The 22,801-nt window shown below is 38.7% G+C and carries 30 protein-coding genes; 7 read left to right on the top strand and 23 right to left on the bottom strand.

All coding sequences use genetic code 11. From position 1 onward, the window contains the following. Position 1: 1 nt before the first annotated feature. From spoVAE to SB717_RS08445, 16 genes are all read right to left on the bottom strand, one after another. Positions 2-352, bottom strand: coding sequence for a stage V sporulation protein AE (spoVAE, locus tag SB717_RS08520; RefSeq protein WP_410903574.1), 351 nt, complete (start codon positions 350-352; stop codon positions 2-4). Between the two features lie 3 nt (positions 353-355). Beyond that, complete coding sequence (gene spoVAD, locus SB717_RS08515; RefSeq protein ID WP_043976324.1) at positions 356-1,372, bottom strand: stage V sporulation protein AD; 1,017 nt, start codon at positions 1,370-1,372, stop codon at positions 356-358. 13 nt (positions 1,373-1,385) lie between these two features. Then, entirely contained in the window at positions 1,386-1,847 is a 462-nt protein-coding gene (gene spoVAC, locus SB717_RS08510; RefSeq protein ID WP_028411545.1) for a stage V sporulation protein AC, read from the bottom strand. 18 nt (positions 1,848-1,865) lie between these two features. Beyond that, positions 1,866-2,288 (bottom strand): stage V sporulation protein AB, encoded by a 423-nt coding sequence (locus SB717_RS08505; protein ID WP_074677429.1) that lies wholly within the window; start codon positions 2,286-2,288, stop codon positions 1,866-1,868. Continuing rightward, on the bottom strand, positions 2,278-2,898 hold the full coding sequence (locus SB717_RS08500; protein WP_045292952.1) for a stage V sporulation protein AA: 621 nt from the start codon (positions 2,896-2,898) through the stop codon (positions 2,278-2,280). Before SB717_RS08500 ends, SB717_RS08505 begins: the two co-directional genes overlap by 11 nt. A 161-nt stretch (positions 2,899-3,059) precedes the next feature. Further along, complete coding sequence (gene sigF, locus SB717_RS08495) at positions 3,060-3,821, bottom strand: RNA polymerase sporulation sigma factor SigF (protein ID WP_013059074.1); 762 nt, start codon at positions 3,819-3,821, stop codon at positions 3,060-3,062. 12 nt (positions 3,822-3,833) lie between these two features. Next, a complete protein-coding gene (spoIIAB, locus tag SB717_RS08490) occupies positions 3,834-4,277 on the bottom strand; it encodes an anti-sigma F factor (protein WP_013084935.1) in 444 nt (147 codons plus the stop codon). Next, positions 4,277-4,627 carry an anti-sigma F factor antagonist gene (spoIIAA, locus tag SB717_RS08485; RefSeq protein ID WP_410903573.1) on the bottom strand — a complete coding sequence of 117 codons (351 nt, stop codon included), beginning with the start codon at positions 4,625-4,627 and terminating at the stop codon, positions 4,277-4,279. The genes spoIIAB and spoIIAA overlap by 1 nt, the downstream gene beginning before the upstream one ends. A 102-nt stretch (positions 4,628-4,729) precedes the next feature. After that, complete coding sequence (locus SB717_RS08480) at positions 4,730-5,896, bottom strand: D-alanyl-D-alanine carboxypeptidase family protein (RefSeq protein WP_050688196.1); 1,167 nt, start codon at positions 5,894-5,896, stop codon at positions 4,730-4,732. A 116-nt stretch (positions 5,897-6,012) separates the two neighbouring features. Continuing rightward, the gene (locus SB717_RS08475) at positions 6,013-6,843 is read right to left on the bottom strand and encodes a purine-nucleoside phosphorylase (RefSeq protein WP_013084938.1); all 831 of its coding nucleotides are present in this window, start codon (positions 6,841-6,843) and stop codon (positions 6,013-6,015) included. 16 nt (positions 6,844-6,859) lie between these two features. Further along, positions 6,860-8,041 carry a phosphopentomutase gene (deoB, locus tag SB717_RS08470; RefSeq protein WP_074677435.1) on the bottom strand — a complete coding sequence of 394 codons (1,182 nt, stop codon included), beginning with the start codon at positions 8,039-8,041 and terminating at the stop codon, positions 6,860-6,862. 197 nt (positions 8,042-8,238) lie between these two features. After that, positions 8,239-9,132 (bottom strand): site-specific tyrosine recombinase XerD, encoded by an 894-nt coding sequence (xerD, locus tag SB717_RS08465; RefSeq protein WP_028411550.1) that lies wholly within the window; start codon positions 9,130-9,132, stop codon positions 8,239-8,241. 6 nt (positions 9,133-9,138) lie between these two features. Beyond that, positions 9,139-9,366: a YqzK family protein gene (locus SB717_RS08460; RefSeq protein WP_013059081.1), complete on the bottom strand. Its 228-nt coding sequence runs from the start codon at positions 9,364-9,366 to the stop codon at positions 9,139-9,141. A 196-nt stretch (positions 9,367-9,562) separates the two neighbouring features. After that, positions 9,563-10,015 (bottom strand): ferric iron uptake transcriptional regulator, encoded by a 453-nt coding sequence (fur, locus tag SB717_RS08455; protein WP_013059082.1) that lies wholly within the window; start codon positions 10,013-10,015, stop codon positions 9,563-9,565. Positions 10,016-10,127: 112 nt separating this feature from the next. Beyond that, positions 10,128-10,772 carry a stage II sporulation protein M gene (gene spoIIM / locus SB717_RS08450; RefSeq protein WP_025750451.1) on the bottom strand — a complete coding sequence of 215 codons (645 nt, stop codon included), beginning with the start codon at positions 10,770-10,772 and terminating at the stop codon, positions 10,128-10,130. 206 nt (positions 10,773-10,978) lie between these two features. Then, complete coding sequence (locus SB717_RS08445) at positions 10,979-11,530, bottom strand: NUDIX hydrolase (protein WP_071270778.1); 552 nt, start codon at positions 11,528-11,530, stop codon at positions 10,979-10,981. 71 nt (positions 11,531-11,601) lie between these two features. On the opposite strand from SB717_RS08445, the gene mciZ reads away from it, so the two are divergent. Both mciZ and SB717_RS08435 read left to right on the top strand, forming a co-directional pair. Next, positions 11,602-11,769: a Z-ring formation inhibitor MciZ gene (gene mciZ, locus SB717_RS08440; RefSeq protein ID WP_033579730.1), complete on the top strand. Its 168-nt coding sequence runs from the start codon at positions 11,602-11,604 to the stop codon at positions 11,767-11,769. A 93-nt stretch (positions 11,770-11,862) separates the two neighbouring features. Then, on the top strand, positions 11,863-12,780 hold the full coding sequence (locus SB717_RS08435) for an aldo/keto reductase (RefSeq protein ID WP_074677438.1): 918 nt from the start codon (positions 11,863-11,865) through the stop codon (positions 12,778-12,780). Between the two features lie 27 nt (positions 12,781-12,807). On the opposite strand, the gene SB717_RS08430 is transcribed toward SB717_RS08435, so the two are convergent. From SB717_RS08430 to SB717_RS08415, 4 genes are all read right to left on the bottom strand, one after another. Then, entirely contained in the window at positions 12,808-13,056 is a 249-nt protein-coding gene (locus SB717_RS08430) for a YqkE family protein (RefSeq protein WP_410903572.1), read from the bottom strand. A gap of 64 nt (positions 13,057-13,120) precedes the next feature. Continuing rightward, a complete protein-coding gene (locus SB717_RS08425; protein ID WP_016765510.1) occupies positions 13,121-13,789 on the bottom strand; it encodes a 3-oxoacid CoA-transferase subunit B in 669 nt (222 codons plus the stop codon). A 20-nt stretch (positions 13,790-13,809) separates the two neighbouring features. Next, positions 13,810-14,499: a CoA transferase subunit A gene (locus SB717_RS08420; RefSeq protein ID WP_013059089.1), complete on the bottom strand. Its 690-nt coding sequence runs from the start codon at positions 14,497-14,499 to the stop codon at positions 13,810-13,812. A 238-nt stretch (positions 14,500-14,737) separates the two neighbouring features. Next, the gene (locus tag SB717_RS08415) at positions 14,738-15,925 is read right to left on the bottom strand and encodes an acetyl-CoA C-acetyltransferase (protein WP_028411556.1); all 1,188 of its coding nucleotides are present in this window, start codon (positions 15,923-15,925) and stop codon (positions 14,738-14,740) included. 177 nt (positions 15,926-16,102) lie between these two features. Here SB717_RS08415 and SB717_RS08410 point away from each other — a divergent pair, with 177 nt between their 5' ends. Then, entirely contained in the window at positions 16,103-16,999 is an 897-nt protein-coding gene (locus SB717_RS08410; protein ID WP_098622881.1) for a hydroxymethylglutaryl-CoA lyase, read from the top strand. A 68-nt stretch (positions 17,000-17,067) separates the two neighbouring features. Further along, on the top strand, positions 17,068-17,979 hold the full coding sequence (locus tag SB717_RS08405; protein ID WP_410903571.1) for an alpha/beta hydrolase: 912 nt from the start codon (positions 17,068-17,070) through the stop codon (positions 17,977-17,979). On the opposite strand, the gene SB717_RS08400 is transcribed toward SB717_RS08405, so the two are convergent. Then, positions 17,976-18,314, bottom strand: coding sequence for an iron-sulfur cluster biosynthesis family protein (locus SB717_RS08400; protein WP_410903570.1), 339 nt, complete (start codon positions 18,312-18,314; stop codon positions 17,976-17,978). The genes SB717_RS08405 and SB717_RS08400 overlap by 4 nt on opposite strands. A 130-nt stretch (positions 18,315-18,444) precedes the next feature. Between SB717_RS08400 and SB717_RS08395 the strand changes: the two genes are divergently transcribed. Further along, entirely contained in the window at positions 18,445-18,660 is a 216-nt protein-coding gene (locus SB717_RS08395; protein ID WP_028410691.1) for a CDGSH iron-sulfur domain-containing protein, read from the top strand. Between the two features lie 73 nt (positions 18,661-18,733). Here the strand turns inward: SB717_RS08395 and SB717_RS08390 are convergent, their stop codons facing one another. Both SB717_RS08390 and SB717_RS08385 read right to left on the bottom strand, forming a co-directional pair. After that, a complete protein-coding gene (locus tag SB717_RS08390) occupies positions 18,734-19,528 on the bottom strand; it encodes an SDR family NAD(P)-dependent oxidoreductase (protein ID WP_074677443.1) in 795 nt (264 codons plus the stop codon). Between the two features lie 23 nt (positions 19,529-19,551). After that, entirely contained in the window at positions 19,552-20,508 is a 957-nt protein-coding gene (locus SB717_RS08385) for an MBL fold metallo-hydrolase (RefSeq protein WP_410903569.1), read from the bottom strand. A gap of 268 nt (positions 20,509-20,776) precedes the next feature. Between SB717_RS08385 and proI the strand changes: the two genes are divergently transcribed. Both proI and namA read left to right on the top strand, forming a co-directional pair. Continuing rightward, entirely contained in the window at positions 20,777-21,625 is an 849-nt protein-coding gene (gene proI, locus SB717_RS08380) for a pyrroline-5-carboxylate reductase ProI (RefSeq protein WP_098622877.1), read from the top strand. A gap of 138 nt (positions 21,626-21,763) precedes the next feature. Next, a complete protein-coding gene (namA, locus tag SB717_RS08375; protein ID WP_182003375.1) occupies positions 21,764-22,780 on the top strand; it encodes an NADPH dehydrogenase NamA in 1,017 nt (338 codons plus the stop codon). The last annotated feature ends 21 nt before the right edge of the window (positions 22,781-22,801 follow it).

The raw sequence follows: 22,801 nt of genomic DNA, 5'->3' as shown, positions 1-22,801 counted from the left end.
TTTATCCTTTCGGTTTAAAGATTAACGCAATAATAAAAGCAAATAAAATAGCTGCTGAAATTCCAGCTGAGGTAAGTTCAAAAATCCCAATCCCAATCCCAATAAATCCGTGGTCATCCGCTTGCTTCATCGCTCCGTGCAACAAAGAATGACCAAAGCTTGTAATTGGAACCGTCGCTCCGGCGCCAGCAAATTCAATTAACTTATCATAAAGACCAAATCCATCTAAAATCGCTCCTGCAACTACAAACGAACTCATAACATGCGCTGGAGTAAGCTTAGCAAGATCAAGCAACAGCTGCCCAATAACGCAAATGATTCCTCCTACAGCAAAAGCTATTATATACTCCATTGATCATCCCCCCTCCCCAATATGTTCTAAGACAACGCCATGAGCAATTGTTGGAATTGACTCTTTTTGCTGAATCATCGTTGGACTTAAAAGAGCTCCTGTTGCCACCATAAACACTTTCTTTAAGTTTCCTGATTTTAATTCATTTAAAATATGCCCATATGTGACAATAGCCGAACAGCCGCAGCCGCTTCCTCCTGCAAATACATTTTGGTCGGGGCGATATACCATTAATCCGCAATCATTATGATTGGTTGATATATCGTAGCCTTCGTCCTTGAGCAGCTGTTTTAAGATTGGACTGCCTACACCAGATAAATCTCCTGTTAAAATAAGATCATACTCGCTTGGAGCGATGTTTAAGTCTTCCAAATGTCTTTGAATGGTATCTGCAGCAGCTGGTGCCATAGCAGAACCCATATCGTTTGCATTTTTAATCCCATAATCCATTACCCGACCAATCGTTGCAGACGTCAGACGCACAATACCTTTTTCTTTCGAGACCAGCGCTGCCCCTGCTCCCGTAATGGTTGCTGTTGCCGTATCTGGTTTTTGTCCTCCGTACTCGGTAGGATTTCGAAATTGGCGCTCAGCCGTTGCGTTATGACTGCTCGCTGATGCAATAACACGATTAGCAAATCCCGCATCCACAAGAGCTGCTCCTGTTGCCAGCGTTTCCATTGATGTGGAGCAAGCCCCAAACATGCATAGAAAAGGAATTTGATTATGCCGAGCTACAAAATTAGCCGTTACGTTTTGATTTAATAAATCTCCAGCCAAAAACAAATCAACGTCTTCATAGGATAAATTTATTTTTTGCAAGCAGGAATCAATGGATTCCGTCATCAGTCTTCTTTCAGCTAACTCCCAGTTGTCTTCTTCACAGTGCAAATCTTTATGTGTAATATCAAATGTTTCTCCCAACGGTCCATCTGCTTCTTTTGGACCTACTGCTGTTCCTGTAGCATTAATATAAATAGGATTTTCATAAACCCACGTTTGCTTTCCAGTTTTTCTCATAATCCCCCTCTTTTCATAGCAAATAAGTTTTAAAAAGGTAGCGAATGATTCCTACAACGTAAGCGGAAACCGTTCCAAATACAATGACGTTTCCGGCCAGTTTAAACATGTTCGTCGCAACTCCGAGAACAATTCCTTCACTTCGATGTTCAAGCGCTGCACTCGTCATGGAATTGGCAAAACCCGTAACAGGAACAGCTGAACCTGCACCTGCGAATTGACCAATACGATCGTATATCCCAAACCCGGTTAAAAGCGCAGATATTAAAATAAGGGTTGCAACGGTAGGGTTACCTGCATTTTTTTCATTAAAGTCAAAAAATGCAATATAGAAATTTTGAATTGCCTGTCCTAATGTACAAATGATTCCCCCTACCAAAAAGGCTTTTAGGCAATTTGCCACATATGAAGGTTTAGGCTGAAATGGTTTAATGCTTTCTTGATAGTTATCTTTTAATTTTTGATTATTTGCCACGTTACATACATCCTTTTCTTATTGATTAACAAAATAAATCCAATGAAATAATGATCCGCATACTTTGCCTAGTACAATCGCCATTAACAATAAAATAAGCTTTCCTTCCATTCCTATACGTTTCGTTAACGTCGGCAATACATTAAGCACTTCTGTTAACGCTGCTGCCAGCATCCCAATAAAAATACCGCTCGTTAGACCTATGATCATAATAAATACCACAGGAAACTGCCATGTGTATTGATGAAGACTGCACCACCCCCCTGTAACAGCACCACCTACGACTCCCCACTCATATGCTTGAATGTATTTCATGGTTTTCGTCAGCTGCATCAAACGCGGAATAATGCCTAACACCGTTAAAAATGCTACAAACCCAGCACCTGCAGCCAGTCCTCCCGCAAGTCCAATTACAATGGTCATCACAATGTTAATGATCATCAATTTTTTTCATACTTTCTTTATTCTCGTGCATAATGACGTATTGATCTAAGTCTTGCTGGTAATTAAACATTTCGACTTCGAGAGGACTAGGCTCTTCATTAATTCGTTTTCTAAAGACGTGGTTAAAAAACAGAATCATTCCCAGCCCCAAACCTATAGAGTAAGGCACTTGAATCAGCAAAGGCTGCTTATCTCTCAGACCGGTCAGCATATAGAACAATTTTTGATGTACTTGTCTCATACTCACATCTTCGTGAAAGTTCATAATTGCTAAAGCAGCTCCGATAAAGAGAAGAAACCAAACAGCTAGAAAAAACAAAAAGGAATATTGTTTCTTTTTATACACGACCTCTACAATTGTTTGAGCGGGTCCAATCGTCTGAATGTCTAAGTGCGGATACTGAGAGGCAACTTTTTCAATTACCTTCATTAAGTCAACAATGATAATATTTCGATCGCTCATACTTACTTGATATACAATTAGCTTTTCAATTTGCTTTTGAACAGAATCTCCTGCTATAACCATTGCTAATTGTCCAATATTTACAGCCTCATCAGGTTTTACTTGAATACGATGCCTCATTTTAAGATAAAGAACGTTTTCCATTCATATCACACCTTACGATTCATTATCTCCCTGTACGTGTAGTATGGATTTTCTTAAATTTTCTAATTCACATTTCTGAACAGACCATTAATTACCAAACAAAAAAAGCAATCCGTTTCACTATTCTTCTTTGAATAGCAAAACGGATTGCTTCTTAAATATTATGTGTCATTCATATGCAGCTTCATTTGTTTTAAGATTTTCTTCTCAAGCCTCGATACCTGAACCTGAGAAATTCCCAGCCTTGCGGCCACTTCGGACTGAGTTTGGTCTTTGTAATACCTCAAATAGACAATGAGCTTTTCACGCTCATCAAGTTCTTCAATTGCTTCTTTTAAAGCAATTTTATCAAACCACTTCGCTTCGGTATGATCAGCAATTTGGTCAAGAAGGGTAATTGGATCTCCGTCATTTTCATAGACGGTCTCGTGAATAGACGAAGGAGCACGATTAGCTTCTTGAGCTAGCACTACTTCTTCAGGAGTGAGATCCAAATGTTCTGCAACCTCAGCGACTGTAGGGACGCGTCCAAGTAATTTGGAAAGCTCGTCTTTTGCTTTACGTATTTTATTACTCATTTCTTTCAGCGAGCGGCTAACCTTTACCGTACCATCATCACGAATAAATCGCTGAATTTCACCAATAATCATTGGAACAGCATATGTTGAAAATTTAACATCATACGATAAGTCAAATTTATCAACGGACTTTAATAGCCCTATACATCCAATTTGAAATAAATCATCGGGCTCATAACCACGGTTAATAAAACGTTGAACAACCGACCAAACGAGCCGCATATTTTTTTGGACGATTGTATCTCGTGCAATTTGATCACCTTGCTGACTGCGCTTGATGAGGTCTTTAACTTCATGATCCTTTAAATACGGTTCGTTTTTATTTTTTTTGACCTCCACATCCATTGGCAAGTCTCCTTAATTACATAGCGCTTTACTATTTGTTAAGTGCTTTTTTAAATATAAGGTCGTACCTTCTAATACAGTAGACTCCACTCGAATTTCGTCCATAAAGTTTTCCATTATGGTGAAACCCATTCCAGAACGTTCTAGATCTGGTTTCGTTGTGTATAAAGGCTGCTTGGCTTCATCCACGTTATCGATACCAATTCCTTCATCACGAATCATCAGCTCAACTACACCGTCTTCATGAAGCGTCACAGAAATATATACCACACCATCCGGATTGCTTTCGTAGCCGTGAATAATAGCATTTGTTACTGCTTCAGATACGACTGTTTTAATTTCTGTTAACTCATCCATTGTTGGATCTAACTGCGTGATAAATGATGCTACAGTGACGCGGGCAAACGATTCATTTTGACTAAGCGCGGAAAACTGGAGGTTCATTTGATTTTTCATTATGCCACCCCCAATTTTTGAAGCGCGTTTTCTTCATTAGGTTCAAAACGAATAATTTTAAATAAGCCTGACATATTGAACAAACGTTCTACGGCAGGAGAAATAGCGCATACAACCATTTCTCCGCCGTTATTATGAACCTGTTTGTATCTCCCTAAAATAACCCCTAAGCCAGAGCTGTCCATAAAGGTTAAATGCTGTAGATTTAAAATCAAATGGCTGATAGATTCCTTCTCTATCGCTTCGGTGATTTTGCCTCTTAGCTCTTCTGCCGTATGATGATCTAATTCTCCTGTTAATCGAACCAACAAGACATCTTGTTTGAATTCCAATTCAATCGAAAGACTCACTATACAAACCTCCTCGGAAATCTTATAGTCAGTCTTTCGCTGCCGACAGAATAGAATCCTTCTCACCGACAAAACTAGTTCTATTTCGTCACATTTAGCTGTTTACGATGTTTGAGAGAAAATAGAGAATGTACGTTTGAATATCTTCCACCAAGAAGCAGCATCGATATCTTCTTTTGCAAGAAGCGGTGAAGAACTAACTACTTTGTTATCCTTCTTAATGGTCAACGTTCCAATTTTGTCGCCTTTTTGAATAGGCGCATTTAGCTTCTCGTTCATTTTCACTTCTGTTTTAACGTCTTTGGCTGCATTTCCTTTTTTCAATAAAACAGAAATAGGCTCAGACGTAACGGCTGTTACCTGATCTTCGCTACCCTTGTTTACATCTATTTTGGTAATAACGTCTCCTTTTTTGTATAAAGGCTTCGTGGTATATTGACTGAATGCGTAGTCTAACATTTTGGTTACTTGATTATTGCGGTCTTTTGGCGTGCTTGCACCGAATACAACGGCTAAGACACGCATATTTCCTTTTTTAGCGGTAGCTGTTAAGCAATACTTAGCTTGACCTGTAAATCCAGTTTTGAGTCCATCAACGCCGGGATAAAACTTCACTAAGCGATTTGTATTTACTAACCAAAACTTCTTATCTGTATCCGTGCGTAAATAAGCTTCGTATTTACTCGTATAGTTAATAATTTTTTCATACTTTAGCAGCTCTCTGCCCATCATGGCCATATCATGAGCTGTGCTATAGTGATTTTCTACGGGCAGGCCTGTCGGATTTTGAAATTTTGTATGAGTCAAACCAAGCTCTTTCGCTTTTTGGTTCATCTTTGCTACAAATTTTTCTTCTGATCCAGCTAAATATTCAGCCATTGCCATAGAAGCATCGTTACCAGAACCTATCGCAATCCCTTTTAGCAAATCATTTACCGTCATTTCTTCTCCGGGCTCTAAAAAGATTTGTGAGCCTCCCATTGAAGCGGCATATTCACTTGCCCGCACTTTATCTTTTAAGGTAATTTTCCCTTTATCCAAAGCCTCCATAATTAAAATCATTGTCATAATTTTAGTCATACTGGCAGGGGGAAGTTCTTGATTACTATTTTTTTCGTATAGAATTTTTCCTGTATCCCGTTCAATTAAAATAGCTGACCTAGCACTGTCAGCAAGCTCGGAACTCTTTTTTTCTGCGGCTAAAACAGGTTGCGTCATAAGTGGAAATAAAAATATGACAACGAGTAACTTTACAATAGTTCGCTTCATCTCCACAAACCTCCATTCTTTATACAACCTATTTTTTCCAAGGTATAATCGATTTATACTAAGGGAAATAAAAAAAGCATCGAGAAATTCTCGATGCTTGAAGTCATATTTTCTTCTTATTTTTGATAAGCTGGAAGCTGCTTTACTACTTCTTTTACAAGCGATAAAAACTGCTGTTTTACTTTTTCAGTCGTTTCAATTACTTCTTCATGATTTAACGGCTGATCTAAAATACCAGCTGCCATATTAGAAATACAAGAAATACCTAGCACTTTCATACCTGCATGGCGTGCCACAATCACTTCTGGCACTGTAGACATACCGACCGCGTCTCCCCCGATAATGCGAAGCATGCGCACTTCAGCAGGCGTTTCATATGTTGGACCTGTATTTCCTACATATACACCTTCTTGTAAGGCGATATTTAAATCAGCTCCTACTTTCTTCGCTAATTGACGAAGATCCTTGCAGTAAGCAGTTGACATATCCGGGAACCTTACTCCGAAATCAGAGTCATTAGGTCCAATCAAAGGATTTGTTCCAAAATTATTAATATGATCAGAAATAATCATTAAGTCTCCTGGATTAAAGGATTCGTTTACTCCGCCTGCTGCATTCGTTACAATCAACGTTTCTACACCGATTTCTTTCATTACGCGTACTGGAAATGTTACTTTATCAAGAGCATACCCTTCATAAAAGTGAAAACGTCCTTGCATAGCTACAACCGGTACGTCATGAATAGTACCTATTACTAATTGACCTGCGTGACCTTCAACTGTTGAAACCGGGAACTCAGGAATGTCGTTATACGGAATTTTTACCGCGCCTTCAATTTCGTCAGCTAATACCCCTAGTCCAGAACCTAAAATAAGCCCAATTGTTGGTGTAACAGCTGATTGATTTTTAATATATGCTGCTGCTTTTTCAATATATTCTTTTTTCATACTCCATTCCCCCTGCTTAATCCAGCTCTTTTAAAAAACTTTTTCCATGCTTAGGCATTGTTACGCCAAAATTTTCTGCTACCGTTGCGCCAATATCCGCAAACGTTTGACGAATAGAAAGTTCTTTTCCTTCTTGCATGCCTTTATTGTACACAAGAAGCGGCACGTATTCACGCGTATGGTCTGTCCCATGATGAACAGGGTCATTTCCATGATCCGCTGTAATAATCAATAAATCATCTTCTTTTAATAAATCAAATACTTCTTCCAAGCGTGCATCATATTCTTCAAGCGCTTGCCCATATCCTTGTGGATCGCGGCGATGGCCATAGAGAGCATCAAAATCAACTAAATTTAAGAAGCTTAAGCCTGTGAAGTTCATGTTTAATGTATCAACTAGCTTATCCATGCCGTCCATATTCGATTTGGTACGAAGAGATTTTGTGACCCCTTCTCCGTCGTAAATATCAGAAATTTTACCGATAGCAATAACATCGATGTCATTGTCTTTTAATTCATTCATTACTGTACGTCCAAAAGGCTTTAATGCATAGTCATGACGATTGGATGTACGTGTAAAGTTACCTGGTTCACCTAAAAACGGGCGAGCGATAACACGTCCAATCATATATGGATCATCTAGCGTTAATTCACGAGCAATCTCACAAATTTTGTACAATTCATCAATTGGAACAATTTCTTCATGAGCAGCAATTTGTAAAACAGAATCCGCTGATGTATAGACGATTAAGTCACCTGTTTCCATATGTTGGTTTCCTAGCTCATCTAAAATTTCTGTACCAGATGCTGGTTTGTTTCCAATGATTTTTCGACCTGTTTTTTCTTCTAGTTGTGAAATTAGCTCTTCTGGAAATCCGTCTGGAAACACATTAAAAGGCGTATCAATATTAAGGCCCATAATTTCCCAATGACCTGTCATTGTATCTTTTCCTGCAGAAGCTTCCTGCATTTTTGTGTAGTAAGCGAGCGGTTTTTCAGCTTTATCAATTCCTTTAATTTCACGGATATTGCTTAGACCCAGCTTAGCCATATTAGGCATATGAAGACCGTTGCAGTGCTCTGCAATATGACCAAACGTATCGGCACCTTTATCATTGTATTTTTCAGCATCCGGTGATTCACCGATACCTACTGAATCCATGACAATTAAAAATACACGTTTATATGTATGCGCCATTTTATTCCCTCCAAATATCAATTTATTTATTCTCTATAAAATTCCCGTTTGGAAATAATTTAACCATCTTCTCTTATTGGTCAGAAGTCTGACCTCTCTATTAGTATAGACGCTTTTTATTTTTTTGTACATATGAATGAAAGTGTTTTCAATCAAAAAAACCAATGTCTATAAACTCACTGGACATTGGAATCTTCCTACGCTCGCGGATGAAACTGATTGTATACATCTTTTAAACGTGCTTTTGTAACATGTGTATAAATTTGAGTGGTCGAAATATCCGCATGCCCAAGCATTTCTTGAACGGCTCTCAAGTCCGCGCCGTTCTCTAACAAATGAGTAGCAAACGAATGCCGTAAAGTATGTGGAGTTAATTCTTTTTCAATTTTTGCTTCAGAAGCTAACTTTTTTAATATTTTCCAAAATCCCTGCCTTGTTAAACGCCTTCCATGATGATTAACAAAGAGTGCTTTGTCCTGTTCCTTTTGCTTTGTTAAAATACTCCGGCCATGCTGTAAGTACTCTTCAATCGCCTCCGTTGCCAACCTTCCGATGGGGACAATTCTTTCTTTATTCCCTTTTCCGATACAGCGAATAAATCCCATCGTCAAATGTGCATCATCAATATTTAAGTTAACGAGTTCAGACACACGAATTCCAGTAGCATAAAGCAACTCAAGCATCGCTTTGTCTCGTATGCCAAAAGGTGTCGAAGTATCAAACACATTTAACAGCGCCTCTACTTCCTCTGCATTTAGCACTTTTGGCAGCTTGCGCTCAAGCTGCGGAGTATCAATATGAACGGATGGATCTGTATCCGCTGCTTTTTCTCTTAGTAAGAATTGATGAAAAGATCTAGTTGAAGCCACATGTCTCGCAATCGTTTTAGATGACTTTTGCTGATCACTTAAATATTTTAGAAAATTAACGATGTGTAGTCTTGTTACTTCATTAAATGATTTCAGCTGCTCTACATGCTCTAAATATTGAGCATACTTTTTTAAATCTCGTTCATACGAATCAATCGTATTTTTTGCCAGCCCCCGCTCTACTACTAAATAATGAATAAAATCTTGAATTTGATCATTCAATAGCCTCTACTCCCCGTTTTGATAAAACATAAATAAACGCTCCAGCCACGTCTGATCTTTGTTCACACTTGCTTGCATGACTTTAACTGCTGAACCCGACGGCTCATCATAACGTTTATAATTTTGATATTCTTGAGATACCCATATCATTCCAAAATAAAACAAAAGAGTAAACCCTGTAAATAAGATAAATACTTTACATGTATTATATACCATTTCAGCCCATGATTTCATGAAACAATTCCTCCAATTTTTGATTCTATTAGAAGATATGCCAATTGGGACAGGTTTTATACATGTTTCTTGCCTTTATACGCTGAGTTCTCTCCTGGTCATTTCCTTCCTTTCTATAAAACCATGTAGCTTGTAACCTCGTTATTTTTTTCTATTTATGTACAACAAAAAACCTTCTCCATTAGGGAAAAGGCTTTTACTGCTTGTCTTCTTTATCCTGACAGCGATGGCAAATGCCATGAAATGTCAAGCGGTGATCTTTAATTTTAAAATTCCATTGCTTTTCCACAATTTCTTCAACGTCTTCAAGCAAATCTTCTTGAATTTCGTCCACAGATCCACATTCCATACACACAAGGTGATGATGAAAGTGTGCGGCTCCTTCTTGTCTTAAATCGTAGCGAGAAACGCCATCGCCAAAGTTTATTTTATCAACAATTTTAAGTTCAGTTAACAATTCTAACGTACGATAAACAGTTGCCAATCCAATTTCCGGAGACTTTTCCTTGACGAGGAGATATACATCTTCGGCACTTAAATGATCCTCTTCATGTTCAAGAAGTACTCTTACAGTCGCCTCACGTTGAGGTGTCAATTTATAGCTAGCTGAGTGCAACTGCTGCTTAATTCGCTCAATTCGACTTTCCATAATTATTCCCTCCCTCGCCATTCACTAATCCATTATATCAGATGTGTCGAGGGTGTCAAAATAAAGTTATTCTTAATAAGAAAAAAGAATTCTTTTTACTTAATACTTATTCTTACTTATTTAATAGAGCCATTACACTTTTCATTAAAGTAGGTGATACGTAAGCTTCAACTGTAGCTGCACAGGCAACCAAACATATCATTGCAATCATCGTGCCGCTATAGCGTAAAAAGGATGCGGAAATAGGCTCCGCTGCTTTTTTAAAAAACTGCTGCCGCACGAGCTTCAAAGAAAAGGCAACTGAAGCCGCAGACAAGATCAGAAATGCCGGTATGAGAAAGATATTTTGCGGCATAACAGATACAAAAGATAGGGCAAACCCAGAGAGTCCCATTTGATTGACTAAAAAGCCTACGGTAAAACCAATTACCATACCTTTTAAAAACAGCAGAATCAACACTACGGGCAAACCAATAATGGCAATTCCTAATATCCAAATGAGCCCTAAGTATTTAACATTGTGAAAAAAACTTTGCTGAAACATTTCAACGCTGCTTGCTACTTCTCCACTCTTTACCTGTCCGAAGAACCTGTTTAAATAGAAGTACAGGTCTTCTTTTTGATCAAGAGTCAAACTATTTACAACAATAGCCCCAAAAATAATTCCCATTAAAAACAGCACGGTTACAAATAAATAAATAGAACTGTTTTCTTGAAAATGTCTTGCATACGATAACGGCAATTGTTTTTTTCTCATCGTCTTCCTCCTATTAATCGCTTAATAGAGTGTATGATAGAGTACAAAAACTATGCCAAGAATCTTTTGAATCTATCAAATCTACGTCCACCATCACCTTAAAAAAATCCGAACGAATTTGATTCTCCATCAAGAATCTCTATTCATCGTTCGGATTTTCCCTTAAATTGCTAGATTGCCGTTCGTATGTCAAAGAAAAAACTCTCTTACTCTCCTAATCCGCTTTTTAACTGTAAGTACTGCACAGCATAGGCTGTTTTTGCATCATAAATTTCTTTGTTTTGAATAAGAGTAAGCGCCTCATCTACGGTAACTTCCATTACTTCAACAAATTCATCTTCGTCTAATTCTGCTTTGGTGGTCATCACTTTTAAATCTTCCGCTAAATAAAGGTGAACCAACTCATCTGCAAAACCGGGTGATGTATAAAAAGAAATAATATGGCTAAGCGAATCTGTGGTATAGCCTGTTTCTTCTTCTAACTCACGTTTTGCCGTCACAATCGGCTCTTCTCCTTTTTCTAGCTTGCCGGCTGGAATTTCGACCAAAATACGATCCATCGGCCTGCGATACTGTTTGACCATAACCATTTTATGATCGTTTGTTAACGCAATGACAGCTACGGCTCCAGGATGCTTAACTACTTCTCTTGTACTCGTTTTTCCGTTTGGAAGCTCTACTTCTTCTAAGTACAAATCAATTACTCTGCCTCCAAACAGCTTTTCAGAAGAGAGCATTTTTTCTGTTAAATGATCCATTTTCTACACCTCGTTCTATTTTTTTGACTCTTACATATATTCTATCATACGAATCTTGGGAGGTAGAAAAAATGAAAGTTTATGTTCACGAGAAGCAAATCATTTTGGTCGGTAAAGCATGGGAAATCAAGCAAAAGTTAAAAGAATACGGCGAACAATTTCAGTATGTTGATGAGTGGACGAACGCTATCTCTCAAAATTTTAATTCTTACAAACAACAAGCAGACTGCAGACACTAATTGTGCTGCAGTTTTTTAATCTTCTTATTTGAGTTTCCCTCTATCATAGCGCTACAATAGATAAAAACAAGTAAAAAATAAGGAGTGACATATATGGAAAAAAGACGCTTAGGTACTTCAGATTTGCTCGTCAGTACATTAGGTTTAGGATGCATGTCTCTTGGAACGGAACAGAAACACGCTGTCAATATGATTGATGAAGCTCTGGAATATGGAGTTAATTATTTTGATACAGCAGATTTATATGACTTTGGCTTAAACGAGGAGTTTGTGGGACAAGCTCTAAAAAACCGCAGACATGATATTGTTTTAGCCACAAAAGTAGGAAATCGCTGGAATGATGCAAAAGACAGCTGGACATGGGATCCGTCTAAATCTTACATAAAAGATGAAGTAAAAGAAAGCCTGCGCCGGCTTCAAACGGATTACATCGATTTATATCAACTGCACGGAGGGACGGTTGAAGACAATATTGAAGAAACGATTGAAGCATTTGAAGAATTAAAACAAGAAGGCGTCATTCGCTACTATGGTATTTCATCTATCCGCCCGAATGTAATTCGAGAGTATGTGCAAAACTCTTCTATTGTCAGCGTAATGATGCAATACAGCTTGTTAGACAGACGTCCTGAAGAAAGTGCTCTTCCCCTTTTACACGATAAGGGCATTAGCGTTGTGGCCAGAGGTCCAGTAGCCAAGGGGCTGCTAACCGAAAAAGGAGAGCAAAAGCTTGCTTCATTCGAAGGTAAGGGATACTTAGACTATAGCGGTACGGAATTAGCAAAAACGATTGAAGCATTTCGTCACGTACGACCAAATCACTCTCTGAATTCAACTGCACTTCAATACTGTTTAGCTAATCCTGCGGTAGCCTCAGTTGTAGCAGGAGCAAGCTCTTCTTCACAGCTTCGTGAAAACGTAAAGGCTGTCGAGACCTCCCCGCTACAGCCTACTGAAGTGAGCAAGCTGCAATCGATCTTTAAAGCAAATCAATATGAAGCTCATCGTTAAAAAATAAAAGCGCCTTTATCGGCGCTTTTATTTTTTAAACTCGGACCAGTTCATATCACTTTCATTTAACAGTTCTTCAAACGATTTATTTTTTTCTTTTTCTTTTCGAATTCGAGCAGCTTCTTTACGCTCTGTTTCTTTCTGCTCTTCTTCCTTTAAAGAAAGCGCCTGTTTTTTAGCTTGAAGCTGTTTTAATAAGCTATCATTTAGCTGATCTTTGATACTGAGCTTATCGTTTTGTTTTTGTACTGATTGTTTTTGCTTTTTTTTACCCATCACAATTCCCCCGCTACTTTAATTGAGAGATATTGTATCATATTCTTGCTTTTGTTACCAAAAATCAAAATGCATCTAGTTTTACATGTTCATCAATGATTAAAGTTGGCTCTGTAGACTGTTGAATATCTTCTACCGTATAGCCTTTCGCTACTTCAACAAGTTTTAGCCCTTCTGCCGTAATATCAATGACCGCTCTATCTGTAATAATACGATCTACTACCTCTTTTCCTGTCAGAGGGAGACTGCACTCATTTAAGATTTTAGGCTCATCTTTTCTCGTCACATGTTCCATAATAACAATGATGCGCTGCGCTCCATGAACTAAATCCATTGCACCGCCCATTCCTTTAATCATTTTCCCAGGAATCATCCAGTTAGCTAAGTCACCAGTTTTTGAGACTTCCATGCCTCCTAAAATCGCAATATTAATATGCCCTCCTCGAATCATGCCAAACGATTCAGCACTGTCGAAGTAAGAAGCCCCTTTTGTCGCCGTTACGGTTTCTTTACCTGCATTAATTAAATCAGGATCTACTTCTCCTTCTTTCGGATATGGTCCAATGCCTAACAGACCATTTTCAGACTGAAGCACCACCGTTTTATTATCTGAGATATGATTAGCCACAAGCGTTGGAATACCAATTCCAAGGTTCACATAAAATCCGTCCAAAATTTCTTTTTCAGCACGTTTTGCAATTCGCTCTCTCACGTTCACGCCGTTTTCAATCATGAAAAATCTCTCCCCTTTTGTTATTTTTGAACGGTTAAACGTTCAATACGTTTTTCTTGTTCACCAATAATTAACGATTGAACATATACACTAGGTGTGTGGATAATATTTGGATCAAGTGAACCTGTTGGATGAAGTTCCTCCACTTCTGCTATCGTCACTTTTCCTGCTGCTGCAATCATTGGGCTGAAATTGCGCGCTGTCTTGTTATACACTAAATTCCCCATATGATCGGCTTTCCAAGCTCTAACCAAACTAAAATCAGCTTTTAACGCCTCTTCTAGTAAATATTCTTTCCCATCAAACACGCGAACTTCTTTTCCTTCAGCAATGGGTGTTCCCACTCCTGCTGGTGTATAAAATGCAGGTATGCCCGCTCCGCCAGCGCGAATCTTTTCAGCTAGCGTGCCTTGAGGTAGCAATTCTACTTCAATTTCTCCTGACAATACTTGTCTTTCAAACTCTTTATTTTCTCCCACGTAAGAGCCAATCATCTTTTTAATTTGTTTGTTTTTCAGAAGCAGTCCAAGTCCCCAGTCGTCTACGCCGCAGTTATTTGAAATTACGGTTAAATCTTTTACCCCTGTTTCAACTAACGCTAAAATCAAATTCTCCGGAATTCCACATAAACCAAAACCACCGACCATAATTGTAGCACCGTCGTGAATATCTTTCACCGCTTCTTTAAACGACGTATGTACTTGTTTCATACATAACCACCCCTTCGTTATTTTTGAAAACGCTTTCTAATCTATTATAAAAGATTTTTATTTCTTTTTAAATATATATATAACTAAAAATTATAATTTAATCATTTTTTTGTCAAAAAAGTTATATTAGTAGACAAAATTCAAAAAAAAACAAAAACGCCACGAGTTCCAAAGCAGTATGTTTGGAATCTGTGGCGTTGTGATATAGCTTTAATGTTTGTTAAAGCTATATCAAAAATTAAGGACGTTCAACGATTGTTGCAACACCTTGGCCTCCGCCAATACATAACGTTGCTAAACCAAGTTTTGCGTCGCGTTTTTGCATTTCATGAATAAGTGAAACCAGGACACGTGTACCACTTGCACCAATAGGATGTCCAAGCGCAATTGCTCCACCGTTTACATTTAAAATATCATGGTTGAATTGAAGTTCACGATCCACAGCGATTGACTGTGCAGCGAATGCTTCGTTTGCTTCTACTAATTGAACATCTTCTAATGAAACAGCTGCTCTTTCCAGCGCCTTTTTCACTGCGCTTACAGGACCGATTCCCATAATACTTGGGTCTACTCCGGCAGTTGCATTAGCTTTAATAGACACTAATGGTGTTAGGCCTAACTCGTCTGCTTTTTTACGGCTCATTACCACTACTGCAGCTGCACCGTCATTGATACCAGATGCATTACCAGCTGTTACAGAACCGTCTTTTTTGAAGGCTGGACGTAGTTTCCCTAGACTTTCAGCCGTTGTGCCTGCGCGTGGGAACTCATCTTGTTCAAAAATTGTTACTTGGCCTTTTCTTCCAGGCACTTCTACTGGCACAATTTCATCTGCGAAACGACCAGATTGAATAGCCGCTTCTGCTTTTTGCTGACTTGAAGCTGCAAATGCATCTTGTTCGTCGCGAGTAATTTCATATTTATCACACAGGTTTTCAGCTGTAACGCCCATATGGTAGTCGTTAAATGCACACCATAATCCATCTTGGATCATGCTGTCGACTACTTTTTGATCGCCCATTTTAAACCCGTTGCGTGCATTTTTTAATAGATATGGTGCTTGGCTCATGTTTTCCATTCCACCAGCAACAATCACATCAGCATCCCCAGCAAGAATCGCCTGTGTAGCGAGATGTACTGCTTTTAGTCCTGATCCGCATACTTTATTGATGGTTAATGCTGAAACAGTTTCAGGTAAACCTGCTGCTAAAGTTGCTTGTCGTGCTGGATTTTGTCCTAAACCTGCTTGTAAGACATTTCCCATAATAACTTCATCTACTTCGTTTGCTGATACCCCTGCTTTGTTTAAAGCTTCTTTAATTACAGTACCACCTAAAGTTGTTGCGGATACATTTTGTAAGCTTCCCCCAAAGCTGCCGATTGCTGTACGTACAGCGCTTACAATGACTACTTCTGTTTGACCCATGTCGAAAACCTCTCCTTACTGTTTGATTACTGTGATTAACTGTCACTTGTATTAATTTCGACATCGCTTGCGAAATTCCTCTTTTTTTGTAAAAATTTATAATTTTTATTGAATTTTAATTTTTTAGAATTAAAATAAATATTAGTAAGCGTTTACATTGTGGGAGGAGAGCGGTTTATGGGATTTCCTGAAAAAGTAACAATTATAGAAGTTGGTCCACGAGATGGACTTCAAAATGAAAAAAATTTTGTTCCAACTGATAAAAAAATTAATTTTATCAAAAAATTAAAAGAAGCTGGACTATCCGAAATCGAAATTACATCCTTTGTTTCTCCAAAATGGGTTCCTCAAATGAAAGATGCTTCTACTATTGCACCTATATTTCAGCCTGATCCATGCCGGAACATTGTACTGGTGCCGAATCAAAAAGGCTTGGAAAAGGCACTGCAAGCTGATTGCCGCTCGGTTGCGCTTTTTATTGGCGTAAGCGATACCTTTAATCAAAAAAATATTAACAAAAACACCGAAGAAGCTGTACAAACGCTGCTTCCTCTCATTCAGCAGCTTAAGCAGCAAGAATGTTTTATTCGCACCTGTATTTCCACCGCCTTTTATTGCCCGTATGAAGGAAAAACAAATGAACGTGACGTGCTGAGCCTTTGCGAAAGCTTTGTGGAAGCTGGAGTGGATGAGCTAAGCGTTGCCGATACAATCGGCATGGCAAATCCTAAAGATGTATTTTCACTTTTCTCGAAATTAAAACAAAGTTTCCCCCACACGCTACTTGCTGCCCACTTTCACGATACGAGAGGATTGGCTATTGCAAATATCTACGCAGCTCTGCAAGCCGGTATTAACAGGTTCGATTCATCTGCTGGCGGGCTAGGTGGATGTCCATTTGCTAAGGGAGCAACGGGAAACGTAGCTACCGAAGATCTTGTCTTTATGCTTCATGAAATGGGTATCTCCACTTCTATTAATGAAGAAAAGCTGCTTGAAGCAGTTGATTTTATCGCTCCTTACATTTCAAGACCGATTGAAAGCAAGCAATACTCTTTGTTTGCACAGCGTTAAAAATTAGGTTTTTATGAGAGCGATGCTATAATAAATAATAGCTATATTAACAAAAGGAGCCGCTAATCATGAAAAAATGGCTATTATTAATAGGAAGCGTTCTCGGAGCATTTGCCGCTCTTGGCATCTTTTTTACAAATCAAATGATGTACATCCGTAAAAAGACCGACAAAGTCATTATTGACCGCGATACGGAAGACGGCTTTTATGATGAAAACGTCTATAACGCTCTTCCTAAAGAAGCATTTGTGCTTCCTTCTTCTCTAGGCTATAACATAGCTGGGACCGTTATTAAACAACACAATCACAACCGATTTATAATTATTTCGCATGGAGTTACAGTTCATTCACTGAACTCTATGAAATATGCTCGGCTTTTTCTGAAGCTTGGATGGAACGTCGTTCTTTATGATCATCGCCGTCACGGCAAGTCTGAAGGCAAAACAACGAGCTACGGCTATTATGAAAAGCTGGACCTTCAATCTGTTGTTCACTGGGTAAAAGAACAATTCGGTTCAACTATTTCCCTTGGGATTCACGGGGAGTCTATGGGAGCTGCGACCACTCTTTTATATGCTGGAATGGAAGACGGGGCTGATTTTTATATTGTCGACTGCCCTTTTTCAGACTTGGAAGAACTTCTTGCCTATCGCTTAAAACAAGATTTCCACCTGCCCAAACAGCTTGTGATGCCAGCAGCCAATATTATTTTAAAATGGCGAGAAGGCTATTCATTTAAAGACGTATCTCCCATTTCAGTCGTAGATCAAATCAAACATCCTGTTCTGTTTATCCATAGTAAAGAAGATGACTATATTCTTCCTAAAATGACGGAGCAGTTGCATGCCAAAAAAATGGGTGCAAAACGGATGTATTTGGCACCTGTAGGCACTCATGCCCGCTCGTATGCTGATAATCCAGGGGAATATGAACAAGTTATTGAATCATTTTTAGAAAAAATACAAAAAGAAGCGCATTAAAGCGCTTCTTTTGTTTTATCGATAAATGACATGCGCGGATTTAAAATTTGAGAAGGACATTTTAGCATAAACGCATATGCACTTTCATTGTAGTCAACCGTCACATTATCATCTAAAAATACTTGCTTTGTTTTTTCGACAAGAACAGGAACAAAATTCGTCTCGATGGTTACATCATCGCTCTCTTTTTCATCAACAATCCATAGCGTCGTTACACCGCTCACAACACAGCCGCATCCGTCCGTATCGTATTTTAATTTTAAATATAGTGAAGAATCTTTCTCGTACTTTTCTTGTATTTTTGCTATCGCTTTATCAGTAAAGGTAATATTCATTTTCCTTTAACTCCTTTTAAACTAATTGTATAAACAAACGAAAATTGCTTATATAATGAGTATAATACACATCTCGCTTTCATTAAACTCTGGCGCTTCATATAGATGTGTACAAAAAGGAGGTTTTTCTATGTCAAAAGTACAAATTAAAGTAATGGATAACGGCTCTTTCCGTGTCACTGGAGACGTTGAATTAATTGATGCAGACGGGAACAAATTTGAAACAAAGCCCACGTTTTCACTATGCCGATGTGGCCAGTCGCAAAAGATGCCCTTTTGCGACGGAAATCATAAAGGGAAATTCGACTCTTGTGTGCGCGCTGCAAAAGTTTTAGACGAGCAGTAGATTTATAGAAATACAGCCTTACTGAACAAAACCATTAACGAAAAACATTGGTAACCTGTGATTAAAACACAGGTTATTTTCTATTAAACGCATCTCCTGCCAATTTTTCTACGAGCCCCGGGGCAAGCTGATACATTTTTGAACCTATATTCATCCACTTAGGCAAGTTTACTTCTCGCTTTGGTTTCCCAATAATATTGACCGTTTTTTTAGCTACGTATTGAGGTGTTAACATAAACTTTTCTACACTTTTTTCATAGTTTCCTGATTGATCTGCTATTGAAAAGAAGTTGGTTTGAATAGGACCTGGATTCACTGCGGTTACATAAATATCTGTTTTCGCTAATTCCATTCGCAGGCTGTTAGTAAACCCTAGCACGGCATGTTTAGAAGCTGAATAGCCGCTGGATTTAGGTGTTGCAAGTTTGCCTGCTTGAGAAGCAATGTTAATAATATGTCCTTTGTTTTCTTTTAGCATATAAGCTAAAATTTCTTGTGTACATGCAATTAATCCAATAACATTGACTTGAAACATTGATGCAATTGTCGTAATCGATGCTTCTTTCACTTCTTCAAATACTCCAAAGCCTGCATTATTAATCAGCACATCAACACGTTTAATTTCACTCATCATTTTCTCAACCACTCTTTTGACTTCCTCTACGTTCGCTACGTCAGCTTTATATATGTAAGAGGTAATCCCATACTGTTGACTAATTTGCTCAGCTACTCGCTGTAGCTTTTCTTCTGTACGTGCAAGTAAAACGGGGACGCCCCCTCTTTTAGCCACTTCATAAGCTAAATGTTCTCCAAGACCTCCTGAAGCGCCTGTAATCACGACATGTTGGTTCTTTAACGAGGATTTCAAATATAACACACCTTTTTTATAAGTTAAGAGCACACAGAATAAATAAGCGTACTTTCTTTTTCATGTGTAATGATTTTATTTGCATCTTCTAAAAAATCGAGCTGACCAATTGTTTCAGAAAGAGTTAGCCCTAGTTCTTTTTCATAAATAGTAGGAAATAGCTGTTTGCAAATATCAAACGCTGTTTGAGGGCGTTCTTTTATCATGCTAAGTACTTTATCGGCTCGGTCTCTTTGCTTTTGTAACCTCTCTTGTACAAGTTCACGGACATGTAATACTTCATCTCCATGACCTGTATAGATACAGCTTATCTCTAAGTCAAGCAGACGTCTTAACGAATGATTATATTGAAGAAGCGTTTTAGGCCGTTCGCCGCTTGGTTTCATAGGAGGTTCAATAAGCGGATTAGATGAAATATGCTTTAACAGCAAGTCTCCTCCAATCATAACCGCTGTTTTTTCATTGTATAATGCAATATGGCTTTGAGCATGACCGGGCACTTCAAGCACTTTCCAACTCTCTAGGCCCGGAATGTAATCACCTTCCTGCACAGAAGTTGTAAGAGAACGGTGACATGAATACTTCATTGATGCCTTTAAACGTTTTAAATAGGGGCGAAATCTTTCATCTACGCCTGCTTTCATAAAGTGATCTTCAAAAAACGAATCGTACCACTCAAAAAAATCGGGATTCTGGGAGATCCAAGGCTGATTTTTCGCATGACCGACGATGGCGATATCTTTATCAAAAAAATCAAGCATTCCTACGTGATCAGGATGGTGATGAGTTAGGACAACTTGCTTAATATCATCTGGTTTTAATCCTATTTCATTAAGCTTTTCTTTAAATACAGACCACGCTGCCTCCGTTTTAATACCAGCATCGATTAGCGTAACGGTCTGACCTTTAATAACAAAAACATTCACATCTCCTACCGCAAAAGGAGTAGGCAGCACAATTTTATATAATTGCTCATTCATCTGTATTTTTGCTCCTTTACCATCGCATTTTCTTTTAAGTTTACACGATTTTTCCCCTTATTTATACAATTGCGTTCGTTTTCTGAAAATTACATTGACATCCCTCTCTTTTTCATTGCATAATGACAGAAATATAGTGAAGTTTTATTCATATCTTTAGATAACTATGCATTTTATAAAGAAGAGATACACAAACATAAACCTTTAACAGATACTGAACTCTCAGTATCTGTTTTCATTGGATAGCAAATGACTGGAGGAAATTTTAATGAAAACGGATCTAAACATCGCCTTTATTGGAGCTGGATCAATGGCTGAAGCCATGATCTCAGGGCTGCTGTCAGATAAAAAGCTTCGCCCCAATCAAATCACCGTAACAAATCATAGCAACGATAAAAGACTTCACGAACTTCGAAACGCCTATGGAATTAACATTACGCGTAATCATGCCTTGTTAATCGAAAAAAGCGATATCGTCGTGCTTGCTATCAAACCAAAAGACGTAGCGGAAAGCATCGATACGATTAAGGCCTATATTCGTCCCCATCACCTCGTTCTCTCTGTTTTAGCAGGTGTATCGACTGCCACAATTGTAAACTTGTTTGACCAAGAAGTAGCGGTTGTAAGAGCTATGCCAAATACATCTGCTTCTATTGGATTATCGGCTACAGCCATTGCATCCGGCAGATTTGCTACAGCGGAGCATATGAACGTTACTACTGCTTTATTTGAAACGATTGGTACGGTTACAACTGTAGAGGAAGAGCAGCTTCATGCTGTAACAGGACTATCTGGAAGCGGCCCAGCGTATGTTTATTATCTAGTAGAAGCAATGGAAAAAGCAGCCGAAAAACAAGGCTTGGATACGTCAGTGTCAAATGAACTAATTCTTCAAACGCTTATCGGTGCTGCCGAAATGCTGAAACAGTCGCCTAAAACGCCAGCCGTACTTCGAAAAGAAGTGATGAGTCCTGGAGGCACAACAGAAGCAGGAATCGAACAGCTTATTTCTCATAACTTCCAAGAAGCGATGATGCAGTGTATTGAACAAGCTACCATTCGTTCTAAATATTTAGGAGATACGATTGACGAAAAAATCTCAAGTAAACGTTCGTAGAGGTTCACCTCTTTCTAAAAAAAAGAAAGAGGTTTTTTTATGATTAAAAATGGATAAGCAGATTATGTGAAAGAAAATTCAATGCGGTGATATAATAACTTTTGTTTAGAGTATCGAAATAATTGGAGGTTAAACCGAATGACAACAAAACTATTTTCACCTTATACAGTGAAAGACGTAACATTAAAAAACCGAATTGTAATGTCACCAATGTGCATGTATTCATGCGAAAAAGAAGACGGAGTAGTAACCGACTTTCATATGGTTCACTACACAACTCGCGCGGTTGGACAAGTAGGTCTCATTATGGTTGAAGCCTCAGCTGTCGTCCCACAAGGTCGTATTTCAGCTCAAGACTTGGGAATTTGGAATGATGAGCAAAGAGATGAATTAACAAAACTTGTGACACAGCTAAAAGAAAACGGTGCAAAAACAGCCATTCAACTTGCACACGCAGGACGTAAAGCAACTGTTGAAGGCGATATTTATGCTCCTTCTGCTATTGCTTTTGATGATAAAAGTAAAAAACCTGTGGAAATGACCACAGAGCAAATTCATGAAACGATTTCTGCCTTTAAAGAAAGCGCTCGACGCTCAAAAGAAGCTGGGTTTGATATTATCGAGCTTCACGCGGCACACGGTTATTTAGTACATCAATTCCTATCACCGCTAAGCAATAAACGCAGCGACGAATATGGCGGCAGCGCAGAAAACCGCTATCGTTTTTTAAAGGAAATTATTAACGCTGTGAAAACAGAGTGGAACGGTCCTTTATTTGTCCGTGTTTCTGCTTCTGACTATACAGAAGGTGGATTAACTGTAGATGATCACGTTGCATTTGCAAAATGGATGAAAGAACAAGGCGTCGACTTAATTGACGTTAGTTCCGGTGCTCTTGTACACGCTCCAATCAACGTATACCCTGGCTATCAAGTGCCGTTTGCAGATAAAATCAAGCAGCAGGCTAATATTGATACAGGCGCGGTTGGGCTAATTACAACTGGTCGACAAGCAGAAGAGATTTTACAAAGCGAACGCGCGGATTTAATTTTTGTTGCGCGCGAACTTCTGCGCGATCCGTACTTCCCGCGCACGGCGGCAAAAGAACTAAATGAAACAATTTCAGCACCCGTTCAGTACGAACGCGGATGGTAAAAAAAGACGAGGGTACCCTCG

Source organism: Priestia sp. SIMBA_032, from assembly GCF_046535215.1.
Lineage (GTDB): Bacteria > Bacillota > Bacilli > Bacillales > Bacillaceae_H > Priestia > Priestia aryabhattai.
The sequence above is the reverse complement of the archived record's forward strand: the minus strand, read 5'-3'. Positions and strand labels throughout refer to the sequence as shown.